This window comes from Xanthobacter pollutisoli, from assembly GCF_040044995.1.
Classification (GTDB): Bacteria; Pseudomonadota; Alphaproteobacteria; order Rhizobiales; family Xanthobacteraceae; genus Xanthobacter.
The window spans coordinates 1-22,374 of record NZ_JBDZDP010000026.1 but is presented as its reverse complement, the minus strand read 5'-3'; the positions used below and the strand labels follow the sequence as shown (position 1 = coordinate 22,374).

The window sequence follows — 22,374 nt, the reverse complement described above, 5'->3', positions numbered from 1 at the left end:
TGTGGCTGTTCGGCCTCCTGATCCTGGTCCTGGTCGTCCTCGGGATCGCGGCGCTCCTCAAGTATCTCGGCCGATGAGAGTGCGTCCCGGGGACGAAAGGGGTGGGCAGGCCAAGCCTGTCCACCGCCCCCTGTCGGACAGGACCAGCGCGCCTCCCGCGACGATGGTCGGCGGGACCGCCTCAGGACTTCCGGCTGGGATCGAAGGTGATCACGAGCGCGGATGCGAGGAGGGCGAAGACGGCGCCGACGATGAACGTCGCCCGGGCGCCACTGATGTCCCACAGCAGCCCGGCGGCAAGGCTCGCCGCCAGCGTCGCGAGGCCAGTGGCGAGGTTGAACAGGCCGAAGGCTGATCCGCGCAGCGCCGCCGGGGCGTTCTGGGCCACGAGCTTGGCGAGAAGGCCCTGGGTGAGCGCCATGAGCGCGCCCCACAAGCCGATGCCGAGGAACGCCCCCCACAGGCCCGGGACGAAGGCGAGGGAGAGGTCGGCCGCCACCAGCACGGCAAGGCCGCTGAGCAAAAGCCGCTCCGGCGGCGCCTGATCCGACCAGGCGCCGGCGGGTTAGGCGCCGAGGGAATAGACGACATTCATCGCGACGAGCACGAACGGAGCGAGCGCCAGCGGCAGTCCCTCGTCGTAGGCATTCAGGACGAGGAAGGCCTCGCTGAAGCGCGCGAGCGTGAAGACGACACCGATGGCCACGACGACAAGGAAGGGACGTTCGAGGCGCCTGAGATCCGCGATCCGCACCGGTGGAGGCCGGCCTGTTCCAACCGTGCCCACGGACCTGTCCTCGACGCCGAGGACGACGCAGAGCACGGCAAGAGCGCCGGGAACGAGGGCGACCCAGAAGACGGCCCGCATGTCGTCGGCGAACAGCGCCATCAGCGCGACGGCAAGCAGCGGCCCGACGAAGGCGCCCACCGTGTCGAGGGCCTGGCGCAGGCCATAGGCGCGTCCGCGGATCTCGGGCGGGGTGACGTCGGCCGCAAGCGCATCGCAGGGCGCGCCCCGGATGCCCTTGCCGACGCGGTCGGCGAAGCGCGCGGCGAACACCATCGCCGGAGCGCCGGCCAGGGCAAAGAACGGCTTGGATGCGGCGCCGAACCCGTAGCCGAGCAGGATCAGCGGCTTGCGCCGACCGAAGTGGTCCGACAAATAGCCCGAGAAGACCTTCGCGATCTGCGCGCTGGATTCCCCCACGCCCTCGATCATGCCCATCATGGCGACGCTCGCACCGAGGGTGCCGGCGAGGAAGAGCGGCAGCAGCGCGTGGATCATCTCGGACGAGATTTCCATGAACATGCTGACGAAGCCGAGGGCCCAGACGGTCCTCGGGATGGCGGGGCGCGGACCTGCAGCCTCCCGCCAGGCTTCCTGCTGCTTCCTGTCCACCTCGATCGTCAAGCCACCTTCACCACCGCCATCATCCCGGTGGCCATGTGATAGAGGTGGTGGCAGTGCAGGAACCACTCGCCCCTCTGCCCGGCATCGAAGGCGATGGTCACGGGCGTGTGCGGCGGCACCATCACCGTGTCGCGCAGGGCGCCTGCAAAGCGGCGCCCGCCGATGCCCACCACCTGGAAATGGTGGCCGTGCAGGTGCATGGGATGGCTCATGCCGGTGGGGTTCAGGAAGGTCATCTCCACCCGCTCGCCCTGCTGCACGCTGAAGGGCACGTCCTCCCCGTGGATGCGGCCGTTGATGGTCCAGCGATAGCCCGGCTCCTCGCCCAGCATGATGGGGAAGACCTTGTCCGCCCGCCGCGCCGGGAGAGGATTTAAGGCGGAAAGCCGCCCCTCGAAGGCGAGGTCGAGAAGCCCCTGCGGTCTGTCGGCCGTCTCCCCGAGGCGGGCGATGGCAGCACCGGCCGTCGCCAGCACGAAGCCGGTGCGACGGGGCGAGGCCTCCACCTGCGCCAGCACCGGAAAGGCACCGCCCCCTGCCGGGATCTCCACGAGGAGGTCGATGCGCTGTCCCTGGGCGAGCGGAAAGGCATCCGCCACCAGCGGGGCGCAAGGCGTGCCATCGACCGCGATGCAGGTCGCCTTCAGGCCCGGCACGGTTATGAAGAAGGCGGTGGCGGTGCCGCCATTGATGATGCGGAGCCGCACCCGACCGCCCTTCTCCACCTGCACCACCTCGGGATCGGCGAGGGTGCGGCGGTTGGCAAGGAAGGCGTCGTAGGCAACATCGTTGGCGTGCACCATCATGCCGCCGCCTTGCATACCTCCCCCCTGCATCGCGGCGCCCATTCCAGCGCCCGGCCCGGCACCCATTCCCCCCATGCCGTGGCCGGAGTGGTCCATTCCCGGCATCGCCATTCCCGGCATGCCTTGCATCTGCTGGCCCATGCCGTGACCACCGTGGCCGCCGTGTGCGTTCGCTCCGCCGAGTTCGGCCAGGATCTCCTCCGGGCTGCGGAAGGAGAAGTCGTGCAGCATCACCACCACGTCCTGGACATCGCCCGCGTCCGCCTCCCGGGTGACGAGGGGCGCGGCGAGCAATTGCTGCTCGCTCAAGGTGTGGGAGTGCATCCAGTGGGTGCCCGGGGTAAGGCGGAAATCCACCTGATCGATGCCCCCGGGGGCAAGTTCGCCGCCATTGGGACGGGCGAGGTCCTGGTCCGGCGGGGCGAAGATCTGGCCGTGCCAGTGCATCACCGCAGGGCTCTGCGAGGCGTTGAGCACCGCGCCGGTGAGCCGGTCTCCCTCCTTGGCGAAGAGGCCCTCGCCGGAAGGGCCCTTAACGGCGAACACCTTCGCCGCCTTGCCGTTCACGTCGAGGGTGAGGCTTTCCACCGTGAGAAGCGGAGCCGCAAGGGCGCGCTGCCAGCCGCTGGAGAAGGCGAGGGCGCCGAGCGCCGCGCCACCGGTCAGGACGGCGCGGCGGGAGAGGGCGGATTGGAACACGGGTCGGGTCATGATCGGCCTCTTTGGCTCGTCGCCGGGCAGACGAGGCGAAGCGAAGGGGTTTCGGGCGGTCTTCAATATTTGGCCTGAGCGGAGGCGCCGTCGGGCGCGGAGATCTGGACCACGCCCTTCACGCCCTTTGGGATGGCAACCGCCGCCGTCCCGGCGAGCCGGTTGCCGCCGGCGGGCGAGAGGGGAAAGCGCTGGGCCTTGCCGTCCACCACGAGGATGGCGTTGGCCTTGAAGCCCTCGGCCGCCACCGGCTTGTCGGCGCCGTCGCTCAGATAAAGCGCGACATTGGGCGTGCCGTCGGCCACCAGCTCCGCGTGGTAATGGCCGGCATCCACCCGCACCCCGCCGTTCGCCCCCGCGCCGGGCTCGTGGGCCAGGACGGGCAAGGCGACCAGCGGGAGACTGAGGACGGCCGGCAAAAGGCGGCGAAAGATCATGACAGGCTCCGGTCAGAAGGCGTCCGCGCGGGCGGCGGCGGTGGAGGGGGCGGTCTCCCACGCCGCTGCCACCAGCCGCTCCAGCGGGCGTCGGCCATGGCGCAGGACGAGGACGGGGGTGAGAACGGCGTCGAGCAGCGTGGCACTGACCAGGCCGCCGAAAATGGTGATGGCGACGGGGTGGAGGATCTCCTTGCCCGGAACCTCGGCCCCGCTCATGAGCGGCAGCAAAGCGATGCCGGCGGACGCGGCGGTCATCAGCACCGGCGTCAGCCGCTCCAGGCTGCCGCGCATCACCAGAGCGGGGCCGAACGCCATGCCCTCGGCGATGGCGAGATTGATGATGTGACTGATCTTCAGGATGCCGTTGCGCGCGGCGATGCCGGTGAGCGTCACGAAGCCGATCATGCTCGCCACCGACAGGGGCTGCCCGGCGATCCACAGCGCCACCACCGCGCCGATGAGCGCCAGCGGCACGCTCCCCATGATGATGGCGGCGAACAGCGCCGAGCGGTAGCGGCTGTAGAGGAGCGCGAAAACGAGTAGCGCCGACACTGCGGACAGGCCGCCGATGGTGCGCATGGATTGCTCCTGCGCGGCGAAGGTGCCCTCAAGGCTCGCGGAGATGCCGGCCGGCAGTGCGGTCGCCGCGATCACTTCACGCATGTCGGCCACCACCACCGCCACGTCGCGCCCGCCGGAGGTGTTGGCCAGCACGACGATGCGCCGGCGCCCGCCCTCGCGCAGGATCTGGTTCGGCCCGTCCGTCTCCGTCACCTCGGCGACCTGCGAGAGCGGCACCCAGCCAGAGGGCGTCTCGATCAGCAGGCCCGAAAGTCCCTCCGTGGTGCGCGCCGCATCGGGCAGGCGGACCACCACGTCGAAGCGCCGCGCGCCGTCCACGAGGCGGGAGACCACGCGGCCGTTGGAAAGCCGCTCCAGCGCGTCCGTCACCTGCGCGGGCTGGAGGCCGTAGAGGGCGGCGCGGCCATAATCCACGCGCACCGTCACTTCCGGCACGCGCACCTGCCGCTCCACCTGCAGGTCCGCAAGGCCGGGAATGCCGGCGAGGCGCCCCCGCAGGTCTTCCGCCGTAGTTCGCAGGGTATCGAGGTCGTCGCCGAACAGCTTCAGGGCGATCTCGGCCCGCACGCCGGAGAGCATGTGGTCCAGCCGGTGGGAGATGGGCTGGCCCAGGTTGAAGGCGGCCGGCAGCACCGCGAGGCGGTCGCGGATGTCGGCGGTGATCTCGGCGCGGCTGCGGGCGGAGGGTCCTAGATCCACCTCGATCTCGGAGGCATGGACGCCCTCGGCGTGTTCGTCGAGCTCGGCCCGGCCGGTGCGCCGACCCACCGCCTTCACCTCCGGCACGTCCAGGATGAGCTTTTCGGCGACAAGGCCCATGCGATGGCTCTCGGCGAGGGAAAGGCCCGGCCGGAAGGACATGGAGATGGTGAGCGAGCCCTCGTTGAACGGCGGCAGGAAGGCGCGCGGCAGGCCCACGGCGGCCGCCACCGCCGCGAGGAAAGAGAAGCGCGGCTGCGCACATCACGAGGCGCTGGTGGCGGAAGGCGGCGGCGAGCAGGCCGGCGTATCCGCGCTTCAGACCCCGCACCAGCACGCTCTCCCGCTCCACATGGCGGCTGAGTGCGGGGAGCAGGTAAAAGGCGAGCACCGGCGTGAGCGTGACGGAGGTGACAAGGCTCGCGAGGATCGAGACGATATAGGCCTGCCCCAGCGGCGCGAACAGTCGCCCCTCGATGCCCGGCAGCGCGAACAAGGGCACGAACACCAGCACGATGATGAGCGTGGCGTAGACGATGCCGGAGCGCACCTCCCGGCTCGCCGCCACCACCACGTCGAATACCGGCCGCGGCGCCGCGGCGGCGGCATTCTCGCGCAGGCGGCGGAAGATGTTCTCCACGTCCACCACCGCGTCATCCACCAGCTCGCCGATGGCGATGGCGAGGCCGCCCAGCGTCATGGTGTTGATGGAGAGGCCGAAGGCGTGGAACACGATGGCCGTGGCGAGGATCGACACGGGTATAGCGGTGAGCGAGATGAAGGTGGTGCGCCAGTTGACGAGGAAAAGGAACAGCACCACGGCCACCACCGCCATGGCCTCCATCAGCACCTTTTCCACGTTGCCGATGGAGGCGGCGATGAAGTCGGCCTGCCGGAACACCGGCGGCGAAATGCGGATGCCGTTGGGCAGCGTGCGGTTCAGGTCGTTGACCGCGTCCTCCACCGCGCGGGTGAGGGCGATCGTGTCCACCTCCGGCTGCTTCTCCACCGAGACGATCACCGCCGGCCGGCCCATGTAGCCGGCATCGCCCCGCTTCATGCGGGCCGCGTAATCCACCTGCGCCACCTGGTGCAGGAAGACGGTGCCGCCGGCGGGGCGGGGCAGCACCAGCCCCTTCAGGTCGTCGAGGCTGAGGGTGCGGCCGATGTTGCGGATCAGGAACTCGCGCCCGCCATGGTCAGCAAAGCCACCGCCCGAATTGGTGCCGAACTGCGCCACCGCCTTTTCCAGCGCATCGAGGGAGATGCCATGGGCGCGCATGGCCGCAGGGTCCGGCGAAACGCGGAACTGCCGCACTTCCCCGCCCATGGGGATGACCTGCGCGATGCCGGGAATGGCGAGCAGGCGCGGGCGGATGATGAAGTCCGCCGCCTCGCGCACCGCCATGGGGGACGCAGTGTCGCTCGTCACCGCGAACATCAGGATCTGCCCCATGATGGAGCTGATGGGCCCCATCTGCGGGGCAACGTTCGCCGGCAGCCGGTCCCGCACCAAAGCGATGCGCTCGGCGATCTGCTGGCGGTCGCGGAAGATGTCGGTGCCGAAATCGAACTCCACATAGAGGACGGAGAGCCCCACCCCCGAGACCGAACGCAGGCGGATGAGGCCCGGCAGGCCGTTCATCGCCGTCTCCAACGGGAAGGTGACAAGCTGTTCCACCTCGGCCGGGGCAAGGCCCTCCGCCTCGGTCATGATGGTGACGGTGGGCCGGTTGAGGTCGGGCAGCACATCCACCGGCAGGCGGGTGACCGCAAAGGCGCCGGTGACCACCAGCACGAGGGACAGCGCCAGCACCAGCAGGCGGTTTTTGAGGGACTGGGTGACGAGGAAGCTGAACATCGGCCGGCCTCAGCGGATCTGGTCGATGAGTTCGGCGCCCTCGGTAACCACGCGGCGATCGGGCGGCAGGCCGGCCACCACCAGCACGCGGCCGGCATCGAGGGGCTCCGTCTTTACCTCGCGCGCAACGAAGCGCTCGGCTGCGACATGTTCATAGACGATGGCCTGACCGTTCGCCCCGCGCACCACCGCCGTGCGGGGGATGGCGATGCCCATGCGCGGGGCGCCGGCCTCCGCGAGGACCGTGAGAAACTGGCCTGGACGCAGCCCCTCGGCACCCGCGGTGACGGAAAACTGCAGCGGAACGGCCTGGCTGCGGTCGGACATCCCCGCGCCCAGAAAGGTGAGCGCGACGGAGCGGCCATCGGGCAATCGCCCGGAAGCCCCGGAGCGGCCCATGTCCGGCGAGAAACCCAGCGCCTCCACCCACAGCCGATCCGGATCGATGATGCGGAACACCACAGTGTTCGGGTCCGCCATCTGTCCCGCCACCGCGTCCGAGGTGGCGATGATGCCGGCAACGGGCGCGCGCAGCGCCTCCGGCTCGCGCTGCACCCGCTCCAGCGTGGCGCGGCGAGTCTGTAGACCCTTCAGCTCAATCTCCGTCTCCTCCACCTCGCGGCGGGTGACCGCGTTCTGGATAGCCGACAGGCGCTCATAGCGGCGCTTCACGATGGCGATCTGCTGGTCCAGCTCAAAGCCCTGCTGCTCCAGGTCCTTGAGGTCCGAGGCGCCGATGGGCGGGTGCACGAACGCGAGGATGTCGCCCGCCGCGACCTTGGTGCCGAGCGGCTTGAAGCCGCCCTGCGGCGGTGCCAGCCGCCCACCCACCGCCGTCTGCACGAGCCCGCTGGCATTGGCATCCGGCACCACCCGCCCCGGCAGTTCCACCGCGCGGGCATGGCTGGCGGAAGCCGTGACGATGGTGCGCACGCCGAGGATGCGCTGGCTGGGCTTCGGCACGATCACCGAGCCGTCGGGCAGGCGCTGGGCCGCATCGCGTGCGGAAGGCTTCGGCGTATCCGCGGCCTGCGCATCCGGCGGGAGCGCGGCGGAGGCAAGCCCCAGACCGGCAGCGAGAACGAGTGCCGCCGTGCGCCGCCGCAGCGACATCAAGAGCACGGCCGCGAGAAAGCCGATAACGACGCCGGCACCCAAGCCCAATTGCGATCCGCCCAGCAGCGCCAGCGCCGCCGGCGCAGTGGCTCTGGGGTCGGCCGTCACCGAAGCCGCAGGCACCGTGAGAGTGGTTGCGAGCACGTCCACCGTGCCGCCGGCCGTGACCGTGAAAGCGAGGTCGTGCGTGCCCGGCTTCGCGGCGAACGGAGCGGCAACCACATAGGTGCCGGGCTCCTCGGGCTTTGCGGTCTGCGCGCCTTCGGGCGTGTCCATTTCGATGGTCGCGCGGTCCACCGGCGCGTTGTCGGTGAAGCGGTCGAGGTGGATGGCGAGGATGCCGTCGCGCAGCACTGCCACCAGCTCGAAATCGGCGGAGGCGGCCTCGGCACGGGGGGCGAGAGACGTTACCTGAGGCGCGGCAGGCGCGCCGTGGTCGTGGCCTTCGTGCGCCATCGCGCCCGTCGCCAGCACCAGGCCGGCGAGAAGGGCCCACGACCCAAGGCCAACTCTCCGCATGAAATGACGCACCATCCTTCAACCCGTCCGATCCTCAATCCGGTACGGGAGCCAGATAGCGCACGGGCTGTCACGCCGCGTATCGCTTCTGTATCAGTTTGTTTCAGTCTGGAGCTTGGGCAGGCGCACTGTCGCGACGAGGCCGCCGCCGGCGCCGTTGGCGAGGGTCAGCGTGCCGCCATGGGCCTCGGCCACCGCACGGGCGATGGGAAGGCCGAGCCCCACCCCGCCGGTGGACCGGCTGCGCGAGGTGTCGAGCCGGACGAAGGGTTCGAGCACGGCGGCGAACTGGTCCTGCGGAATGCCTGGGCCTTCGTCCTTCACCGTCAGCACCGCCTCGGCGCCCTCCTCCGCGAGCACGACATGCGCGGCGCCGCCATAGAGAAGCGCGTTCTCCAGCAGGTTCGACACCATCCGCTTCAGGCTGACGAGGCGGCCTGCCACCACCAGGCGCGGCGGGGCTGCAAGATCGGCGGCAAGGCCCCGGTCGCGGGCATTGTCCACCAGCGTCTCCACCAGCGCCACGAGGTCGAGCGGGCGTACCGGCTCCTCGCTGGCCTCGCCGCGCAGGTAGGACAGGGTGGCGTCCACCATCTGCTCCATCTCCGCCACGTCCGCCGCCATGGCCTCGCGCAGGGCGGGGTCGCCCACGTCCTCCATGCGGAAGCGCAGGCGTGTCATGGGCGTGCGCAGATCGTGGGAGACGGCGGCGAGGGCCTGGGTGCGCCGCTCCATCAGCTCCGCGATGCGAGCCTGCATGCCGTTGAAGGCGTGGGCCAGCTCCCGCACCTCCGTCGGGCCGGTCTCCGGGAGCCGCACCAGAGGGGCGTCCGGAGGCAGGGCCGCGACGGTCCGCGCCATGGCCCTGAGCGGCCGCGTCAGCCAGGCGGCGATGGCGAGCGACAGCAGCAGCACGCCCGTCGCCATGAGGGTCGTGGAGAGCACCGATCCGTGCGTCCCGGCCGCCTGCGGCATGGAGGCGAACAGGCGGGCGTTCAGCCAGCTGCCGTCCGGAAGGCGCACGGCGACCAGGCTGAGGTGCGGATCGGTGCCCGCGCCCACCAGCACATCCTGCGGTCCGAGGTCAGGCGCCAGCGTGCGCACGTCGTCGGCGAGGCGCTGCCATCCCTCCGCGGCATGGGGGCCGGGTGCGGCCATGGCTTCCCGGCTCCAGTGCGCGTCGATGGCGCCGCCGGACAAGTCATGGGCCACATCCTCGCGGCTTTCCGGCGGCGCTGCTGCCAGCGACCGGCGCAGCGCGACGATCTGGTCGGCGAGGCGGATGGCATGGGCCGCATGGCGCTCGCGCTCCATGGCGTGCTCGTAGGTCCACAGGCTCAGCACATGCACGACGACGATGCCCAGCACCGCCACCACGGCGGTGCGGACGGCGAGGCTGTCCGATGCGCGGATCAGGGCGCGGATCACGAGCGTTCCACCTCCGGGACGAAGAAATAGCCGGCGCCGCGCACGGTCTTCACCATCTCCGGTCCGCCATGGGACTCAAGCTTCTTGCGCAGCCGGCTGACCTGGATGTCGATGGCGCGGTCGAAGCCTGTGGCGGTGCGGTTCTTGGCAGCGTCCATCAGCTGGTCGCGCGTCAGCACCCTTTGGGGATGTTCGAGGAAGGTCAGGAGCAGGTCATATTCGCCAGTCGACAGATCCACCACCACGGCTTCGGGATTGGTCAGCTCGCGCCGGCGGGTGTCGAGGGTCCAGCCGGAAAAGGCGAGCAGGGTGGCCCCCGGAAGCCGTGGCGTCGCCCGAAGGCCGCATGCGCCGCAGCACCGCATGGATGCGCGCGAGCAGCTCGCGCGGATTGAAGGGCTTCGACAGATAGTCGTCCGCACCGAGCTCCAGCCCCACGATCCGGTCCACGTCGCTGCCGCGCGCGGTGAGCATGATGATGGGCACGTCCGACGTGCGGCGGATGTCCCGGCATAGGTCGAGCCCGCTCGTGCCGGGCAGCATGATGTCGAGGATGATGAGATCCACCGCCCCCGCCTTCATTGCCTCGCGCATCTCGCGCGCATCCTGTGCCGCGGTGACCTTGTGCCCGTGCTCGCGCAGGAACTTGCCGGCGAGGCGTCGGATCTCGGCGTCATCATCGACGATCAGGATATGGCATTCGGGAGACACGGGGTGACGCACTCCTGCGAGGCCGTCCTGCGGGCGCGACGGCTGCTCTGCGGACAAGCCCTTTTATCCCAGCCGGCGTGCTTCGCCATACGAAGTTGGCGCAGGCAAGAAATCGCCTTGCACCGCGCCCGCGCTGATGCCGGCCGACGGAGCGTGCTCCCGTGAAAGACCATGCCAGCCGAGCCAGCCGGTGTAGAGGCCGACCATCAGGATCAGCGCGGCCGAGGCATAGGGCGCGCGCCGGGCGAAGGCGCTGAAGCCCGACCAACGTTGCGAGACGTGCCGGACGCTGAGGGCCGCGAGCACGCCGGCCGACACCAGCGTGAGCGCCAGGCCGATGCTGAAGCACAGGACCAGCACGAAGCCGAGGCTGAAGACCTTCAGCTGCATGCAGATCAGCAGCACGGTGATCGCCGCCGGGCACGGGATCAACCCGCCCGTCAGTCCGAAGACGATGATCTGCCAGGTGGTCACCGGGCGGCCGGCAAAGCGATTGCGGATATCGGCGGCGTGGGCGCGGGCGTGGGCGTCGTCCTCGTCGCCGAGATTCATGTGGGCATGGTCATGCTCCTCGAACACGAGGGCATGGACCTCCTCCCCGCCGTCGGCGAGGCGCATGCGAAGCTCCACTGAAAAGGCATGGGGCTCGGGAATATCGTGCGTGCTCTCGAGGAATTCACCCCGGTGCACGAACGGGAAGACCTGACGGCCGCCGCCGGGCCGCAGGGTTTCGAGAAAGACGCGCTCGGCGTCAGGAAGCATGCGCCCGCCGGGGCTGGAGATGCGCCACCGCGGCGGCACGCCATCCTCGAAGATGTCGAGCGCCAGTTCCCCTTCTGCGGTCGAGAGGAGACGGGTCTTGTCCTCATGGTGGTGATGCGCGTCGCTCTGCTCGCGCCACGTCCGCCAGGCCATCCAGGCGGCGATGGTGATGATCGCCACGGCTGAAGCGAGCTGAAAATAGGGTTCGCTGGCCTCGCCACCCCATTGCTGCCCGAAATACAGCCCCCCGAGGGCAATGAGCCAGACCACCGCCGTGTGCGAGGCCGTTGCGGCGAGGCCCAGCAGGACGGCCTGGGTGAGCGTGCCGCGGATGGCGATGATGAAGGCGGCCATCATCGTCTTGGAATGGCCCGGCTCAAGCCCGTGCAGGGCACCGAGCAGGATGGCCGAGGGGATGAACAGCCAGGCGTGCGCGGCCCCCTGCTGGAGCAGGTCTGTAAACGCAGTCATCTTGCTCTCAGATCACTTGAGGTAGGTGCGGACGACCTCGATCAGGTCGGCGGCGCCTTTGGCACGCTCGGGGTCCGGCTCGGCGTCCGGGTTCACCACGTGATGGCGGATGTGGTCCTCCATCAGCTCCGCCGTCAGTCCGTTGATGGCGCCGCGCATGGAGGCGACCAGCATCAACACGTCGGTGCAGCCGATCTCGGCTTCCAGCGCGCGCTCCACGGCTTCGGCCTGCCCCTTGATTCGGCGGATGCGGGCGAGAAGCTTGGTCTTGTGCTTGATCGTGTGTGCCATCACGGGTTTATAATATAGGGGGGTACCCTATATAAATCGTTCCTTTCGCTCGGCGGCAGGGCCAAATACGGGAACTTGCGGAACCGGCCGCGGACATCGGGGCGGACGGGCTTTTGGCAATCTGCGCAATGACCCCGATGTGGTGGAACGGCCCTCGGGCTGATAGACATAGCTGGGGATGGATGCCGACGGCATCCTCTCCTTTTTGTTGCTGGTGCTTCTGACAGTTGGGATCGTTGCGCTTGTCCTCTCCTTCTTTGGAGGCGCCGTGCGGATCGGTAACGATCGAAGCCTTTCGCGAGGCCTCGACATTCTCGGTGAGTACTGCGCGAAGGGAGAAATCCAGCGCGACGAATACCTCCAGGAAAAGCGCGACCTCAGCGCCTGATCCGGACCGGGTGACGTCGCGGAGCCATGACAATGAGCAAGATGGCGATCTCATTAGCGGGTGCGATCATTCTCATCGCTGGAGCAGGTTTACTCGCCATGACGGGAGCCTCACGGGGACAATCGGATGGCGCGCGCGCAGGCGACCCGGCGCTAGGAAGCCATGTGGCCGATGCCAAATGCGCCGAGTGCCACGGCGCGGATTGCAATAGCAGCGAATCGCAATTTCCGAAACTGGCGGGTCAAAGTCCGGCTTACCTTTATCGCCAACTCTGGGCCTTCAGGAATGGGACTCGCAGGTCGGACATCATGGCGCCAATCGCGGCAGACCTCGGCGACGCCGACATGGCGAATGCGTCGAGCTTTTATGGCAAGCAGTCGCGCAAGGCGGACGCGGTCAAGGACCAACGCTTGGCGGCGATTGGAGAGCGCATCTTCTTCGCGGGAATGCCCGCTTGCGCCATGTGTCACCGTGCGTCCGGCCAACGCGGCATGCCCGTGACGGGCATGATGGGAGGCGGCATGATGGAGCGGATGCCGATGATGGGCATGATGGCCGACGCTCCCTATCTGAATGGACAGCATGCGGCATATATCGTCGATCAATTGGATCGCTTCGCGAGTGGCGCGCGTCCGTCGTCGACAATGATGGGCCGTATCGCGGCGGCGCTGAGCGAAGCCGATAAGAGGGCCGTGGCCGAATATCTCTCCGGCCTGCGTTGAACTTTCCTATATTCGCGTCTTGCAAGAACGCCTTGGGAGTGAACCATGAGCTATTATTTCGCCAAAACGCTTGCGCTCGGCTTCGATGACGCCGTGCGGCTGACGACTGAGGCGCTCAAGCGCGAGGGTTTCGGCATCATCACCGAGATCGACGTCAGGGACACTCTCAAGAAGAAGATCAATGTCGATTTCCGTCCCTACCGCATTCTCGGCGCCTGCAACCCGGCGCTTGCCCACGAGGCGCTTGAGATTGAGGACAAGGTAGGCACGATGCTGCCGTGCAACGTCATCGTGCAGGACAAGGGGGACGGCAACACCGAAGTGGCGGCGATCGATCCCGTCGCCTCAATGCAAGCGATCGACAATCCGCGGCTCAAGCAGGCGGCCGAACACGTCCAGGCGAAGCTCAAGAGCGTGATCGGTTCGCTCTGACACGGTTTCGGGCGCATTGCATCCTCATGGGTCGCTCCCGGCGCCTGGATTTATTTAGGCTTACTGGAAAGGGCGCGTCGCCGCATTATCACGTTGAATGCGCGGACTATTCCGCGCAAATGGATGATAGCATCTCGGTTCCAGAGAGATCTTCCTTGCTTCGATTTTCTGCCTTCGGCTTGGCTCTGGTCGCGGCGGATCGTGCAGCGGCGCAGGATTCGGGCAAGAAGACGCCGATCGATACGGCACTGATCGTATAGGTCAATCTGTCGGGCTCGGTCGGCGGGGGTTCTGCTCCGCATAATTGCGAGGGTGGAAGGCGGGCGCCCCGCGGGAAGCGGAGCGCCCGTGGCCGGTCATCGCGACCAGATGAGCTTGTGCTCGCCCTTGTCGCCCTGGACCAGGGAGGCGTAGACCGGCGCCGTGAAGGACGGATCGTCGAGCTTGAGCGAGAGGTATTCGGTGCCCGTCTCGCGGGCGGTCCGGCTCCAGCCGGCGCCGAACTCGACGCCGTTGGCGGTGACGCGATAGTCGGGCGCCTTGTCGGTGTCGCGGTCGCAGGGCTTGATGGTGGCCTTGACGTTGAGGGTGAGGGTCTTGATCGTCCCGGCATAGGCGCCGTTCTCGTCGCGGGTGAAGGTGCCGATCTGAGCCATTGTCATATCTCCTGAGAGTTGCCCGAAGCCGCCCGATGAGGCCTCGATGGCGGTCGAGAGGCGACGGACCGGACGGCTGCACCCCTTGTGGGCCGCAGCGGCAGCGGAGGACGGTGGCAGCCGAGCTTGTTGTCCCGCGAGGAATGACCGCTTGCGGTCAGGGGAAGAAGGTCGGCGGAGCCGTTGCAGGCCAAGGCCGAACCGGCGCCAGACCAGCCCGGAAGAGAGGCCGCCTGGGGGCTTCGCCGCATGATCGGCAGAGATCGACGCAGGCGGTCGGCACCTCATCAGCACGTCGGCGACGCCAGCGCGTCATCCTCCCGCGGTCACCGACGCCAGCCTCCGAGCCAACGACACATGCCCCGCCCGATACGGCACAGACCGTGTCGAACACGATGCCGGTGCAGGACCGGGGCGATTGGGCGAGAGAGCCGCTTCAGGTGCGGACCCGTTCCGATCCGGCCGGTGCCTCCAGGTCCGAGAGCAAGGAAGCGATCAGCGCATCCGGTGCCTTGAACCGGCCGCGCCTGAGCTCCGGCGGGATGACCGCCTCGATCGCTTCCAGCTTTTCAGAGGGGTCCATGCGGAGATAGGCCTCCGTCGTGCGGATGTCGGCATGACCAAGCCACAGGGCAACCTTCCGGATGTCGTGGGTGGCCTGCAGCATGACGACCGCGCAGCTGTGCCGGAGCTGATGTGGCGAGACGCTCCGACCACGCAGCGATGAGCAGGTCTCGGCCGCTGCGCAGCATGGACGTCGCGGCGGAGTGGCGCAGAACGTGGGCGCCGCGATGGACACTTTTGACGCCGGCCCGGTCGAGGGCGCGGCGCACGATGCACTTCACGGCGATCCGGCTCAGCTGGCGGACAGGCGCCGTGTCCGTCAGGAACACCCGCGTCGTCGCGATCCGTGGCCGCGCCCGCTCGATATAGGCGAGGATGGCGTCCCCGATCTCCTGGGTCAGCGGCAGGCGCTCCTCACGCCGCGCCTTGCCAGCAAGGGTTATGCGGCCTGTCACCCAGTCGATCTCATCGAAGTCGAGGTTGGCGACTTCGCTGGCCCTGAGGCCCAGTCGGGCCAGGAGCAGGATGGCCGGTCCGAACGCGGCCACGGTCTGTGCCGTATCGGGCGGGGCATGTGTCGTTGGCTCGGAGCCTGGCGTCGGTGACCGCGGGAGGATGACGCGCTGGCGTCGCCGACGTGCTGATGAGGTGCCGACCGCCTGCGTCGATCTCTGCCGATCATGCGGCGAAGCCCCCAGGCGGCCTCTCTTCCGGGCTGGTCTGGCGCCGGTTCGGCCTTGGCCTGCAACGGCTCCGCCGACCTTCTTCCCCTGACCGCAAGCGGTCATTCCTCGCGGGACAACAAGCTCGGCTGCCACCGTCCTCCGCTGCCGCTGCGGCCCACAAGGGGTGCAGCCGTCCGGTCCGTCGCCTCTCGACCGCCATCGAGGCCTCATCGGGCGGCTTCGGGCAACTCTCAGGAGATATGACAATGGCTCAGATCGGCACCTTCACCCGCGACGAGAACGGCGCCTATGCCGGGACGATCAAGACCCTCACCCTCAACGTCAAGGCCACCATCAAGCCCTGCGACCGCGACACCGACAAGGCGCCCGACTATCGCGTCACCGCCAACGGCGTCGAGTTCGGCGCCGGCTGGAGCCGGACCGCCCGCGAGACGGGCACCGAATACCTCTCGCTCAAGCTCGACGATCCGTCCTTCACGGCGCCGGTCTACGCCTCCCTGGTCCAGGGCGACAAGGGCGAGCACAAGCTCATCTGGTCGCGATGACCGGCCACGGGCGCTCCGCTTCCCGCGGGGCGCCCGCCTTCCACCCTCGCAATTATGCGGAGCAGAACCCCCGCCGAAACCGGCGGCAACACAGACCTCACAGGCCAGCGCTCCGCATAATCCCGCTCTCCGCATAATCGACGTTATGTGGAGCTCCACATAAGATCGAGATCGGCGCCGCCTGGTCCAAGCGCTCCAGCGAAGGCCGCGACTATCTGGGCCTCAAGCTCGACGACCCGAGCTTCAACGCCCCGATCTACGCCAACCTCTTCGACGACGAGGACGCCGACACCTTCTCGCTGATCTGGTCCCGCCCCAGCGGGCGCCGCGGCGAGTGAGCCGCACAAGGCCCCGGCCGGTTCCGGCCGGGGCCTTCCCGCCACCGGGTTCACCGGTCAGTCGTTGCCGTCCGGCCGCACCAGTTCGACGTGGCTGACCCCCAGCGCCTGAGCCAGCTCGTAGAGGGTGATGACCGTCGGATTGCGCCGGCCACGCTCGAGGCCGCTGATATACTGCTGGCTGAAACCGGAGCGCGCCTCGACATCCTCCTGCGTCAGGCCTTTTTCCTGACGCAGGCGAGCGAAGTTCCGGCCGACCAGCTTGCGCATATCCATGCGCAGACGGATCGCAATTTACACACTTTGAGCTTATCAACTATAATATGTAATCAAGCGGCCCTAGCGGGTTAGACGGCGGCAATGCCGATGCCGATCGATCACCGAGCGGCCCGGGGATGCTCCCGGCTCGCGGGCTCGCTTCACCATCCGCCGTCGTCTAGAAGGGACGAAGGCTGCGCCAGGCATGGAAACGGGGGGTGACATGACCGACGCGTTTGCAGACACCGCTCCGTCCGCTTCCGAGCTCACCGACTACGACCGAGCGCACATCAAGCTCTATGCGCGCCTTTTGGACGCCACGGCGGATGGCGCCGGCTGGGAGGAGATCGCCTCGGTGCTGTTCGGCATCGACGCGGCTCGGGAGTCCGAACGTGCCCGTCATGTCCATGACAGCCATCTGGCCCGGGCCCGATGGGTGGCCTCCAGCGGCTACAAGGACCTCCTCCACCGCCCTGTCTGACGTTGCAGCCCGTTTGCAGGGGTGATGCGGCTGCGGCATCACGCGATGCTCCCTGGCAGACTTCCCCCAGTATTCTCAATCCCAGATTGTCCTCACTCGACACGCACGCTGGATGCGGAGACGAGTGATGAAGCCCGATACATCGCGCTGGCGAGAGGATGCCAGCTACGTCTATTTCGACACGCTGTCGGTGGAGGGCCTCGCCTGGGAATGCCTGCGCCGGGACGAGACCTACCAGGAACACTACCAGTCCCTCGTGAAGGCCGGCTCGGACGCCGACCCGCTCCCCCGGGAGGTGGAGCAACGCTGGGGGCTGCGATTTCGCCGCGCGGCCATCTCTCTCCGCTGTGGAACAGAACGTCCCGTGGTCGCCGGTTGTCGATCCGGCCATCGTGCTTCTCGCCCAACAGCCCGCGTTTCTTCCGGGCGCGCCCAGCGTGTCGTTCGGCGGCATGGTTGCGCCGCGCGATAGCACCGAGGGACGATACTGGGTCCATCGTCCGGCACCTCATGCCGCGCAGGTGCTGCTGCTGACCGGGACTCGCCCCGACGCGCCGCTGGCGGCATTGATCCCGCTGGACGCGGACACCATTGGACGGGTGGAGGCCTTGACCCGCTTCTGGCGCGCTGTCGAGGGTCGGCCGGCGATCCCCGACACCCGCATCACCGCGCAGCAGCGTGGCCGGCTGCGCACCATGATGCTGGCGGCCGATGGTCGGGCGAACGGCGCCAGCTATCGCGACATCGCCATCTTCCTTTACAGCCACAAGCGCGTGGCATCCGAGCCCTGGAAAACCTCGGCGCTGCGCGACAAGGTCATCGGCCTCGTCAAAGGCGGCCTCGCCATGATCGGCGGCGGCTATCTCAGGCTCCTGCGTCATCGCAGAAGACCATAGCCGCATCGTCGGCATCCTGAGGGTGGGGATTTTCGCCCCCCTCAACTTCCCCATCCCCCTCGACGGCTGCCCTTCGCCACCGTGATCGCCATCCGCCGCTGATGACCAGCGGCCCGAGATCGCCCACGGAGGTTCGATCCATGCGACCCGACGCTGTCCCGCTGCCGCCACGCTACTTGCGCACCAAGGAAGCCGCCGTCTTCCTCAGCCTCTCGCCCCGCACGCTCGAGAAGCACCGCACCTACGGAACCGGACCCGGCTATCGCAAGCTCGGCGGACGCGTCGTCTATGCCATCGAGGACCTGCAGGCCTGGGTCGCCCGTGGCGCCGTCACCTCCACCTCCGATCCGCGCGGCTGCGTGCTGCCGGCCAAGCGCCACGCCCTGCCCGGCGTTGTCGAGCCCCACCGTTTCGCACGCTGATCGGAACCCTTCTCCATGGCGGCGCGGCATCGCTCCCAGCCGGAGCGCGGACAGCTCGATCTGTTCCGCGCGCTTCCCGGCGCGTTCGCGCCACGGGATGCGCAGGATCTCATGGCCTATCCCTTCTTCTCCCTCTCCAAGACCCATCGTATCGCGCCCATCGATTTTGCCGCCGGCGATGTCTCCATCCGGGTCGAGGCCGTGCCTGACCACGGCATGGCGACCATCTGGGACGCCGACATCCTGATCTGGGCGGCGAGCCAGATCGTGGAGGCCCGCGACGCTGGCCTGCGCACGTCGCGCTTCATGGTCGCCACCCCCTATGAGATCCTCAGGTTCGTGGGGCGCGGCACCTCGCTGCGGGACTACCAGCGCCTGAAGGCGGCGCTCGACCGGCTGCAATCCACAACCGTGTCCACCTCGATCCGCCAGCGGGCCGAGGGACGGCGCCATCGCTTCTCCTGGATCAACGAGTGGAAGGAGCGCACCGACCGGGATGGCAGACCCGCGGGAATCGAGCTCATCGTTCCTGACTGGTTCTATTGCGCCATTCTCGAAGATGCCCTCGTTCTCACCATCGACCGGGCCTATTTCGACCTGACGGGCGGGCTCGACCGCTGGCTCTACCGGCTGGTGCGCAAGCACGGCGGCCGCCAGCACAACGGCTGGCGCTTCGACTTCCGCCACCTGCACCTCAAGTCCGGTAGCCTCTCGCCGTTCAAGCGCTTCGCCTTCGAGCTGCGGGACATCATCCGCCGCCAGCCGCTGCCCGGCTACACCCTGTTTCTGGAGTGTGACGCGGGTGCGCGCACGCTGCTCGCCTTCGAGCCGGCCTGTGGACAACCTGTGAATCCCTTCGTGCCATCGGGAACCCGGTGCCACGTGCCATCAGGAACCGGCCCCTCGTGCTTTCAGGAACCGAAACAGGGGTTAACCCTAAGCCCGAAAACGCAAAATCGCGCTCTTAACTTAGACTCTAACATAGAGTCTAACTTTAAAAGGCGCGCGGGCGATGTGGATAACCGCGCTCAGCCGGCCCAAAAAGCTGCCCATCTGCGCACCTCTAAGGATGAGGGTCTTCCGTCTTTCCGTAAAGACGGATTTCAGGCGCCAGAACCTCTTCCCGTAGCCGATCTGCCTCCCGCGAACGCATCGGGAGGCCGTCGATGATCGTCGCGCTGCTCAATCAGAAGGGCGGAGTCGGCAAGACGACGCTTGCCCTGCACCTTGCCGGCGCCTGGGCGAGCCGCGGCCGGCGCGTGACCCTCATCGATGCGGACCCTCAGGGCTCGGCCCTCGACTGGTCGCAGCAGCGCAGCCGCGAGGGCTTGCCGCGCCTGTTCGGCGTCGTCGGCCTCGCCCGTGACACGCTGCACCGGGAGGCCCCCGAACTGGCGCGGGATGCCGACCATGTGGTCATCGACGGGCCGCCCCGCGTCGCCGGCCTCATGCGCTCGGCGCTCCTCGCCGCCGACCTCGTGCTGATCCCGGCGCAGCCATCGCCGCTCGATGGCTGGGCCTCCGCGGAGATGCTCGCGCTCCTCAATGAGGCGCGCATTTACCGACCGGCGCTTGCTGCGCGGTTCGTGCTGAACCGCTGCGGTGCCCGCACCGTGCTCGCCCGTGAGACGGCCGAGACGCTGGCGGATCACGATCCGCCCGTGCTCGCGACCACCATTGGCCAGCGCGTCGCCTTCGCCATGTCGGCACAGTCCGGGCGGCTCGTCAGCGAGCTGGACGAACGTGGCCCGGCTGCGCGCGAGATCACGGCGCTGGCGGCGGAGATCGTCGGTCTCGCCGGTTATGGACGCCTACCATGAGCGCACCGCCGACCCGCAAGGGCTTCGCCGCGCGGCCGGCTGATCCGGAGCAGTGGATCAAGGCTGCGGAGGCGAAGACGTCAAATGACGTCACCGGCGGCTTTACCGCGCGGCTCACCATCGACGTCACGCCCGACCTGCGCGGGCGCATCAAGATCGCCGCCTTCGGTCGCGGCCAGACCGTCGCGGACATGCTCCGCGATCTCCTCGCCCGAGAATTTCCCCCGACATCAGGAGAGGCCTCATGATGAGCCCGCCGGTGCCATCCTCTGTTCCCAAACCCATCGCCCCATCACCCGCGGCGCCGACCCCAGACCCGCTCACCCATGTGGAGCTGACCTGGATCGAGAAGCGGATCGAGAACTGGATCCGCTTCGGCCGGCCTGCGCAGGCACAAACTCTCGACCGTAGCCGCCGCATCGTATCGTTTGCGCCGAACTCCATCTTCGCCTTCGTCCGCTGGGCTGCAAACGACTTCGGCACCGTGGTGTCGCGCATCGACATCGTGCGCGCCGTCGCACCCGGCGAGGCCTACCAGACGCTGCCCTTCGTGCGTCCCGGCGGAGAGATCCTGCTGCGCGCCGACGGCTGGCCGAAGGTCGAGAAAGTGCTCCAGCACGTGGATGCCGTCGAGGCCATCGGCGTCAACGGCGCGGATGTCGCCCCCGACCACTGGCGGCACGTCCACAACCGCCTGATCGCCGGCCACATGCCCCGCGCCTACACGACTGAGCGCCATCACGCGTGGCTCAAGCGGCGGGAGTGCGAAGAATGACCCGCTTCGGCTATGTCATGGTGACGTATTTCTCGGTGATGGGGGCGGCGGCGGCCGCCTTTGTTCCGACACCGCTCAAGCTGGTGTGGAACGTCTCCGCCAGCGCGCCCGTCGGGCTCTACGAAATCGAGCCCGCGCGCAGGCTCGATGTCATGGACCTCCTCGCCATCACGCCGCCGGCAGCGCTCGCCCGCTTCCTGGTGGAGCGCGCCTATGTGGGCGCCGGCGTCCCATTGATGAAGCGCGTGGCGGCGCTTCCCGGGCAGGAGGTCTGCCGCAAAGACGGCACCATCACCGTCGATGGCGTGGCTTACGGTGAGGCGCTGGAGCGCGACCGCATGGGACGTCCCCTGCCGGTCTGGCGCGGATGCCGTCGCATCGCCCACGGCGAGCTCTTCCTCATGAACTTCGATGTGCCCGACAGTCTCGATGGGCGGTATTTCGGGCCACTGCCCGCCAGCACCGTGATCGGCCGCGCCGTGCCGCTCTACACCGATGAGGCCGGCGATGGGCACTTCGTCTGGCGTGCGCCGACGCGCTGAGGGCGACCGACCATCTTCACCTTCATCACACGTCGAGAGGCCGTCATGCCGCGGACGAGACTGTTTTTGCGCGCCTGTGATGGCGCGTGCGGACCGATGCGCGTGCTCATTTGCCCTCGTGCGCTGGTCCTTCTTCTCCTTTCCGGAGTGCTCTGCGGCTGGTCAATGACAGCCATGGCGGCGGAAACACGAGGGCCACAAAACCCGCCGTCGTCAAGCGATCGCTACGCCGACTTCATCGCGGAAGCGGTGGAGCGTTTCGACATTCCCGCAGCCTGGATCCGGGCCGTCATGCGCGCCGAAAGCGACGGCGACGCGCGCTCTACCTCGCCAAAAGGCGCCATGGGGCTGATGCAGATCATGCCGCAGACCTGGGCTGAACTGCGTGTCCACTATGGCCTCGGCGACGACCCCTACGACCCGCACGACAACATCATGGCGGGTGCGGCCTACCTGCGGGAGTTGTTCGATCGCTACGGCAATCCTGGCTTCCTCGCCGCCTACAATGCGGGGCCGGGCCGCTACGAGGCCTCTCGGAAGGGACGCCCGCTGCCCCCGGAGACGCGCGCTTACGTCGACAAGTTGGCGCCGGACATCGCGCGCGGCGAAGCCGAACCTTCCGCGCCGAAATCACCCTCTCCGCCGGCGGTCGAGACACCCTCCTGGGCTCAAGCTCCGATCTTCGCCGTGCAGCCAGTGCGCACGTCAGCGGCAGATCCAATGTCAACGGATCATGCTCAGCCGACACCTGACGTGCGCGATATCTCGGCCATCGTTCCGCAGTCTGCTGGCCTGTTCGTCGCCCGTGGCGGCTCTGGAGGCGTGCAATGACCACGACCGGGCTCATTCGCAGATTGGCGGGGCCTCTCGTGTTCAGGCGAGGGGCGGGATGGGAGACGCAGGACACAACCGTCCGATTGCCGCCCGTAATCGGCAGGACGGTTCCCCGCCGAAGAGCGCGCCACCAACAGCTTCGCCGCCCGGTAAAATCTCCCGCGTTACGCAACGCAGGAGGCGGGTGATGGACTTCTTTTGCGGGCT

The 22,374-nt window shown here is 68.1% G+C and carries 24 protein-coding genes and 5 pseudogenes; 16 read left to right on the top strand and 13 right to left on the bottom strand.

What is annotated here, in order from left to right; translation table 11 throughout:
- Positions 1-181 precede the first annotated feature (181 nt).
- From ABLE93_RS24140 to ABLE93_RS24100, 9 genes and pseudogenes are all read right to left on the bottom strand, one after another.
- A pseudogene (locus tag ABLE93_RS24140) lies at positions 182-1,309 on the bottom strand (MFS transporter).
- Between the two features lie 98 nt (positions 1,310-1,407).
- Positions 1,408-2,928, bottom strand: a complete 1,521-nt coding sequence (locus ABLE93_RS24135; RefSeq protein ID WP_149577255.1) for a multicopper oxidase family protein — start codon at positions 2,926-2,928, stop codon at positions 1,408-1,410.
- A gap of 62 nt (positions 2,929-2,990) precedes the next feature.
- Positions 2,991-3,365, bottom strand: coding sequence for a hypothetical protein (locus ABLE93_RS24130; protein WP_149577254.1), 375 nt, complete (start codon positions 3,363-3,365; stop codon positions 2,991-2,993).
- A gap of 12 nt (positions 3,366-3,377) precedes the next feature.
- Positions 3,378-6,510: pseudogene (locus ABLE93_RS24125) on the bottom strand (efflux RND transporter permease subunit).
- A 9-nt stretch (positions 6,511-6,519) separates the two neighbouring features.
- Entirely contained in the window at positions 6,520-8,145 is a 1,626-nt protein-coding gene (locus ABLE93_RS24120) for an efflux RND transporter periplasmic adaptor subunit (protein WP_238513388.1), read from the bottom strand.
- Between the two features lie 93 nt (positions 8,146-8,238).
- Positions 8,239-9,573, bottom strand: a complete 1,335-nt coding sequence (locus ABLE93_RS24115; RefSeq protein ID WP_209483288.1) for an ATP-binding protein — start codon at positions 9,571-9,573, stop codon at positions 8,239-8,241.
- Positions 9,570-10,284: pseudogene (locus ABLE93_RS24110) on the bottom strand (response regulator). The gene ABLE93_RS24115 and the pseudogene ABLE93_RS24110 overlap by 4 nt, the downstream one beginning before the upstream one ends.
- A 63-nt stretch (positions 10,285-10,347) precedes the next feature.
- Positions 10,348-11,517 carry a nickel/cobalt efflux transporter gene (locus tag ABLE93_RS24105; RefSeq protein ID WP_149578543.1) on the bottom strand — a complete coding sequence of 390 codons (1,170 nt, stop codon included), beginning with the start codon at positions 11,515-11,517 and terminating at the stop codon, positions 10,348-10,350.
- Positions 11,518-11,529: 12 nt separating this feature from the next.
- Positions 11,530-11,808 (bottom strand): metal/formaldehyde-sensitive transcriptional repressor, encoded by a 279-nt coding sequence (locus ABLE93_RS24100; protein WP_138399103.1) that lies wholly within the window; start codon positions 11,806-11,808, stop codon positions 11,530-11,532.
- A 178-nt stretch (positions 11,809-11,986) separates the two neighbouring features.
- Here ABLE93_RS24100 and ABLE93_RS24095 point away from each other — a divergent pair, with 178 nt between their 5' ends.
- From ABLE93_RS24095 to ABLE93_RS24080, 4 genes are all read left to right on the top strand, one after another.
- Positions 11,987-12,196, top strand: a complete 210-nt coding sequence (locus ABLE93_RS24095; protein WP_149578544.1) for an SHOCT domain-containing protein — start codon at positions 11,987-11,989, stop codon at positions 12,194-12,196.
- A gap of 32 nt (positions 12,197-12,228) precedes the next feature.
- On the top strand, positions 12,229-12,918 hold the full coding sequence (locus tag ABLE93_RS24090; protein ID WP_245327175.1) for a c-type cytochrome: 690 nt from the start codon (positions 12,229-12,231) through the stop codon (positions 12,916-12,918).
- Between the two features lie 45 nt (positions 12,919-12,963).
- On the top strand, positions 12,964-13,350 hold the full coding sequence (locus ABLE93_RS24085; RefSeq protein WP_149578546.1) for a DUF302 domain-containing protein: 387 nt from the start codon (positions 12,964-12,966) through the stop codon (positions 13,348-13,350).
- A 119-nt stretch (positions 13,351-13,469) separates the two neighbouring features.
- Positions 13,470-13,610: a hypothetical protein gene (locus ABLE93_RS24080; RefSeq protein WP_348842260.1), complete on the top strand. Its 141-nt coding sequence runs from the start codon at positions 13,470-13,472 to the stop codon at positions 13,608-13,610.
- 96 nt (positions 13,611-13,706) lie between these two features.
- On the opposite strand, the gene ABLE93_RS24075 is transcribed toward ABLE93_RS24080, so the two are convergent.
- From ABLE93_RS24075 to ABLE93_RS27080, 3 genes and pseudogenes are all read right to left on the bottom strand, one after another.
- Entirely contained in the window at positions 13,707-14,006 is a 300-nt protein-coding gene (locus ABLE93_RS24075) for a DUF736 domain-containing protein (protein ID WP_149578558.1), read from the bottom strand.
- A 436-nt stretch (positions 14,007-14,442) separates the two neighbouring features.
- Positions 14,443-14,805 (bottom strand): tyrosine-type recombinase/integrase, encoded by a 363-nt coding sequence (locus ABLE93_RS27085; protein ID WP_408068511.1) that lies wholly within the window; start codon positions 14,803-14,805, stop codon positions 14,443-14,445.
- A gap of 55 nt (positions 14,806-14,860) precedes the next feature.
- Positions 14,861-15,358, bottom strand: a pseudogene (locus ABLE93_RS27080) (tyrosine-type recombinase/integrase); the annotation flags it as partial.
- A 143-nt stretch (positions 15,359-15,501) separates the two neighbouring features.
- Between ABLE93_RS27080 and ABLE93_RS24060 the strand changes: the two are divergent.
- Both ABLE93_RS24060 and ABLE93_RS24055 read left to right on the top strand, forming a co-directional pair.
- Positions 15,502-15,801, top strand: a complete 300-nt coding sequence (locus tag ABLE93_RS24060) for a DUF736 domain-containing protein (RefSeq protein ID WP_149578558.1) — start codon at positions 15,502-15,504, stop codon at positions 15,799-15,801.
- 161 nt (positions 15,802-15,962) lie between these two features.
- Positions 15,963-16,139: pseudogene (locus tag ABLE93_RS24055) on the top strand (DUF736 domain-containing protein); the annotation flags it as partial.
- A gap of 57 nt (positions 16,140-16,196) precedes the next feature.
- Here the strand turns inward: ABLE93_RS24055 and ABLE93_RS24050 are convergent.
- Complete coding sequence (locus tag ABLE93_RS24050; RefSeq protein WP_138397488.1) at positions 16,197-16,415, bottom strand: helix-turn-helix domain-containing protein; 219 nt, start codon at positions 16,413-16,415, stop codon at positions 16,197-16,199.
- A gap of 205 nt (positions 16,416-16,620) precedes the next feature.
- Here ABLE93_RS24050 and ABLE93_RS24045 point away from each other — a divergent pair, with 205 nt between their 5' ends.
- The 10 genes from ABLE93_RS24045 to ABLE93_RS24000 all read left to right on the top strand — a co-directional run bounded on the left by ABLE93_RS24045 (position 16,621) and on the right by ABLE93_RS24000 (position 22,164).
- Positions 16,621-16,878, top strand: coding sequence for a DNA -binding domain-containing protein (locus ABLE93_RS24045; protein WP_149578528.1), 258 nt, complete (start codon positions 16,621-16,623; stop codon positions 16,876-16,878).
- Positions 16,879-16,990: 112 nt separating this feature from the next.
- Positions 16,991-17,350 carry a transcriptional regulator domain-containing protein gene (locus ABLE93_RS24040; RefSeq protein ID WP_309298307.1) on the top strand — a complete coding sequence of 120 codons (360 nt, stop codon included), beginning with the start codon at positions 16,991-16,993 and terminating at the stop codon, positions 17,348-17,350.
- Complete coding sequence (locus tag ABLE93_RS24035) at positions 17,271-17,774, top strand: DUF2285 domain-containing protein (protein WP_348842259.1); 504 nt, start codon at positions 17,271-17,273, stop codon at positions 17,772-17,774. Before ABLE93_RS24040 ends, ABLE93_RS24035 begins: the two co-directional genes overlap by 80 nt.
- Before the next feature lie 140 nt (positions 17,775-17,914).
- Positions 17,915-18,196, top strand: a complete 282-nt coding sequence (locus ABLE93_RS24030) for a helix-turn-helix transcriptional regulator (protein WP_149578527.1) — start codon at positions 17,915-17,917, stop codon at positions 18,194-18,196.
- Positions 18,197-18,211: 15 nt separating this feature from the next.
- On the top strand, positions 18,212-19,366 hold the full coding sequence (locus ABLE93_RS24025) for a replication initiator protein A (protein WP_149578526.1): 1,155 nt from the start codon (positions 18,212-18,214) through the stop codon (positions 19,364-19,366).
- A complete protein-coding gene (gene parA / locus ABLE93_RS24020) occupies positions 19,363-20,016 on the top strand; it encodes a ParA family partition ATPase (protein WP_149578525.1) in 654 nt (217 codons plus the stop codon). The genes ABLE93_RS24025 and parA overlap by 4 nt, the downstream gene beginning before the upstream one ends.
- Positions 20,013-20,264, top strand: a complete 252-nt coding sequence (locus ABLE93_RS24015; protein ID WP_149578524.1) for a hypothetical protein — start codon at positions 20,013-20,015, stop codon at positions 20,262-20,264. Before parA ends, ABLE93_RS24015 begins: the two co-directional genes overlap by 4 nt.
- Positions 20,261-20,791 carry a DUF2840 domain-containing protein gene (locus ABLE93_RS24010; protein ID WP_373878253.1) on the top strand — a complete coding sequence of 177 codons (531 nt, stop codon included), beginning with the start codon at positions 20,261-20,263 and terminating at the stop codon, positions 20,789-20,791. Before ABLE93_RS24015 ends, ABLE93_RS24010 begins: the two co-directional genes overlap by 4 nt.
- Positions 20,788-21,333 carry a S26 family signal peptidase gene (locus ABLE93_RS24005; protein ID WP_149578523.1) on the top strand — a complete coding sequence of 182 codons (546 nt, stop codon included), beginning with the start codon at positions 20,788-20,790 and terminating at the stop codon, positions 21,331-21,333. The genes ABLE93_RS24010 and ABLE93_RS24005 overlap by 4 nt, the downstream gene beginning before the upstream one ends.
- A gap of 96 nt (positions 21,334-21,429) precedes the next feature.
- Positions 21,430-22,164, top strand: coding sequence for a lytic transglycosylase domain-containing protein (locus ABLE93_RS24000; RefSeq protein WP_149578529.1), 735 nt, complete (start codon positions 21,430-21,432; stop codon positions 22,162-22,164).
- Positions 22,165-22,374 lie beyond the last annotated feature (210 nt).

What these genes read in the sequence shown, in the direction of transcription:
- ABLE93_RS24135 (WP_149577255.1), bottom strand. Translation starts at nt 2,928, where the DNA reads ATGACCCGACCCGTGTTCCAATCCGCCCTCTCCCGCCGCGCCGTCCTG.
- ABLE93_RS24130 (WP_149577254.1), bottom strand. Translation starts at nt 3,365, where the DNA reads ATGATCTTTCGCCGCCTTTTGCCGGCCGTCCTCAGTCTCCCGCTGGTC.
- ABLE93_RS24090 (WP_245327175.1), top strand. Translation starts at nt 12,229, where the DNA reads ATGAGCAAGATGGCGATCTCATTAGCGGGTGCGATCATTCTCATCGCT.
- ABLE93_RS24040 (WP_309298307.1), top strand. Translation starts at nt 16,991, where the DNA reads ATGCGGAGACGAGTGATGAAGCCCGATACATCGCGCTGGCGAGAGGAT.
- ABLE93_RS24105 (WP_149578543.1), bottom strand. Translation starts at nt 11,517, where the DNA reads ATGACTGCGTTTACAGACCTGCTCCAGCAGGGGGCCGCGCACGCCTGG.
- ABLE93_RS24045 (WP_149578528.1), top strand. Translation starts at nt 16,621, where the DNA reads ATGACCGACGCGTTTGCAGACACCGCTCCGTCCGCTTCCGAGCTCACC.
- ABLE93_RS24010 (WP_373878253.1), top strand. Translation starts at nt 20,261, where the DNA reads ATGATGAGCCCGCCGGTGCCATCCTCTGTTCCCAAACCCATCGCCCCA.
- ABLE93_RS24030 (WP_149578527.1), top strand. Translation starts at nt 17,915, where the DNA reads ATGCGACCCGACGCTGTCCCGCTGCCGCCACGCTACTTGCGCACCAAG.
- ABLE93_RS24050 (WP_138397488.1), bottom strand. Translation starts at nt 16,415, where the DNA reads ATGGATATGCGCAAGCTGGTCGGCCGGAACTTCGCTCGCCTGCGTCAG.
- ABLE93_RS24060 (WP_149578558.1), top strand. Translation starts at nt 15,502, where the DNA reads ATGGCTCAGATCGGCACCTTCACCCGCGACGAGAACGGCGCCTATGCC.
- ABLE93_RS24025 (WP_149578526.1), top strand. Translation starts at nt 18,212, where the DNA reads ATGGCGGCGCGGCATCGCTCCCAGCCGGAGCGCGGACAGCTCGATCTG.
- ABLE93_RS24120 (WP_238513388.1), bottom strand. Translation starts at nt 8,145, where the DNA reads ATGCGGAGAGTTGGCCTTGGGTCGTGGGCCCTTCTCGCCGGCCTGGTG.
- ABLE93_RS24095 (WP_149578544.1), top strand. Translation starts at nt 11,987, where the DNA reads ATGGATGCCGACGGCATCCTCTCCTTTTTGTTGCTGGTGCTTCTGACA.
- ABLE93_RS24015 (WP_149578524.1), top strand. Translation starts at nt 20,013, where the DNA reads ATGAGCGCACCGCCGACCCGCAAGGGCTTCGCCGCGCGGCCGGCTGAT.
- ABLE93_RS24100 (WP_138399103.1), bottom strand. Translation starts at nt 11,808, where the DNA reads ATGGCACACACGATCAAGCACAAGACCAAGCTTCTCGCCCGCATCCGC.
- parA (WP_149578525.1), top strand. Translation starts at nt 19,363, where the DNA reads ATGATCGTCGCGCTGCTCAATCAGAAGGGCGGAGTCGGCAAGACGACG.
- ABLE93_RS24000 (WP_149578529.1), top strand. Translation starts at nt 21,430, where the DNA reads ATGCGCGTGCTCATTTGCCCTCGTGCGCTGGTCCTTCTTCTCCTTTCC.
- ABLE93_RS24005 (WP_149578523.1), top strand. Translation starts at nt 20,788, where the DNA reads ATGACCCGCTTCGGCTATGTCATGGTGACGTATTTCTCGGTGATGGGG.
- ABLE93_RS24075 (WP_149578558.1), bottom strand. Translation starts at nt 14,006, where the DNA reads ATGGCTCAGATCGGCACCTTCACCCGCGACGAGAACGGCGCCTATGCC.
- ABLE93_RS24080 (WP_348842260.1), top strand. Translation starts at nt 13,470, where the DNA reads ATGGATGATAGCATCTCGGTTCCAGAGAGATCTTCCTTGCTTCGATTT.
- ABLE93_RS24085 (WP_149578546.1), top strand. Translation starts at nt 12,964, where the DNA reads ATGAGCTATTATTTCGCCAAAACGCTTGCGCTCGGCTTCGATGACGCC.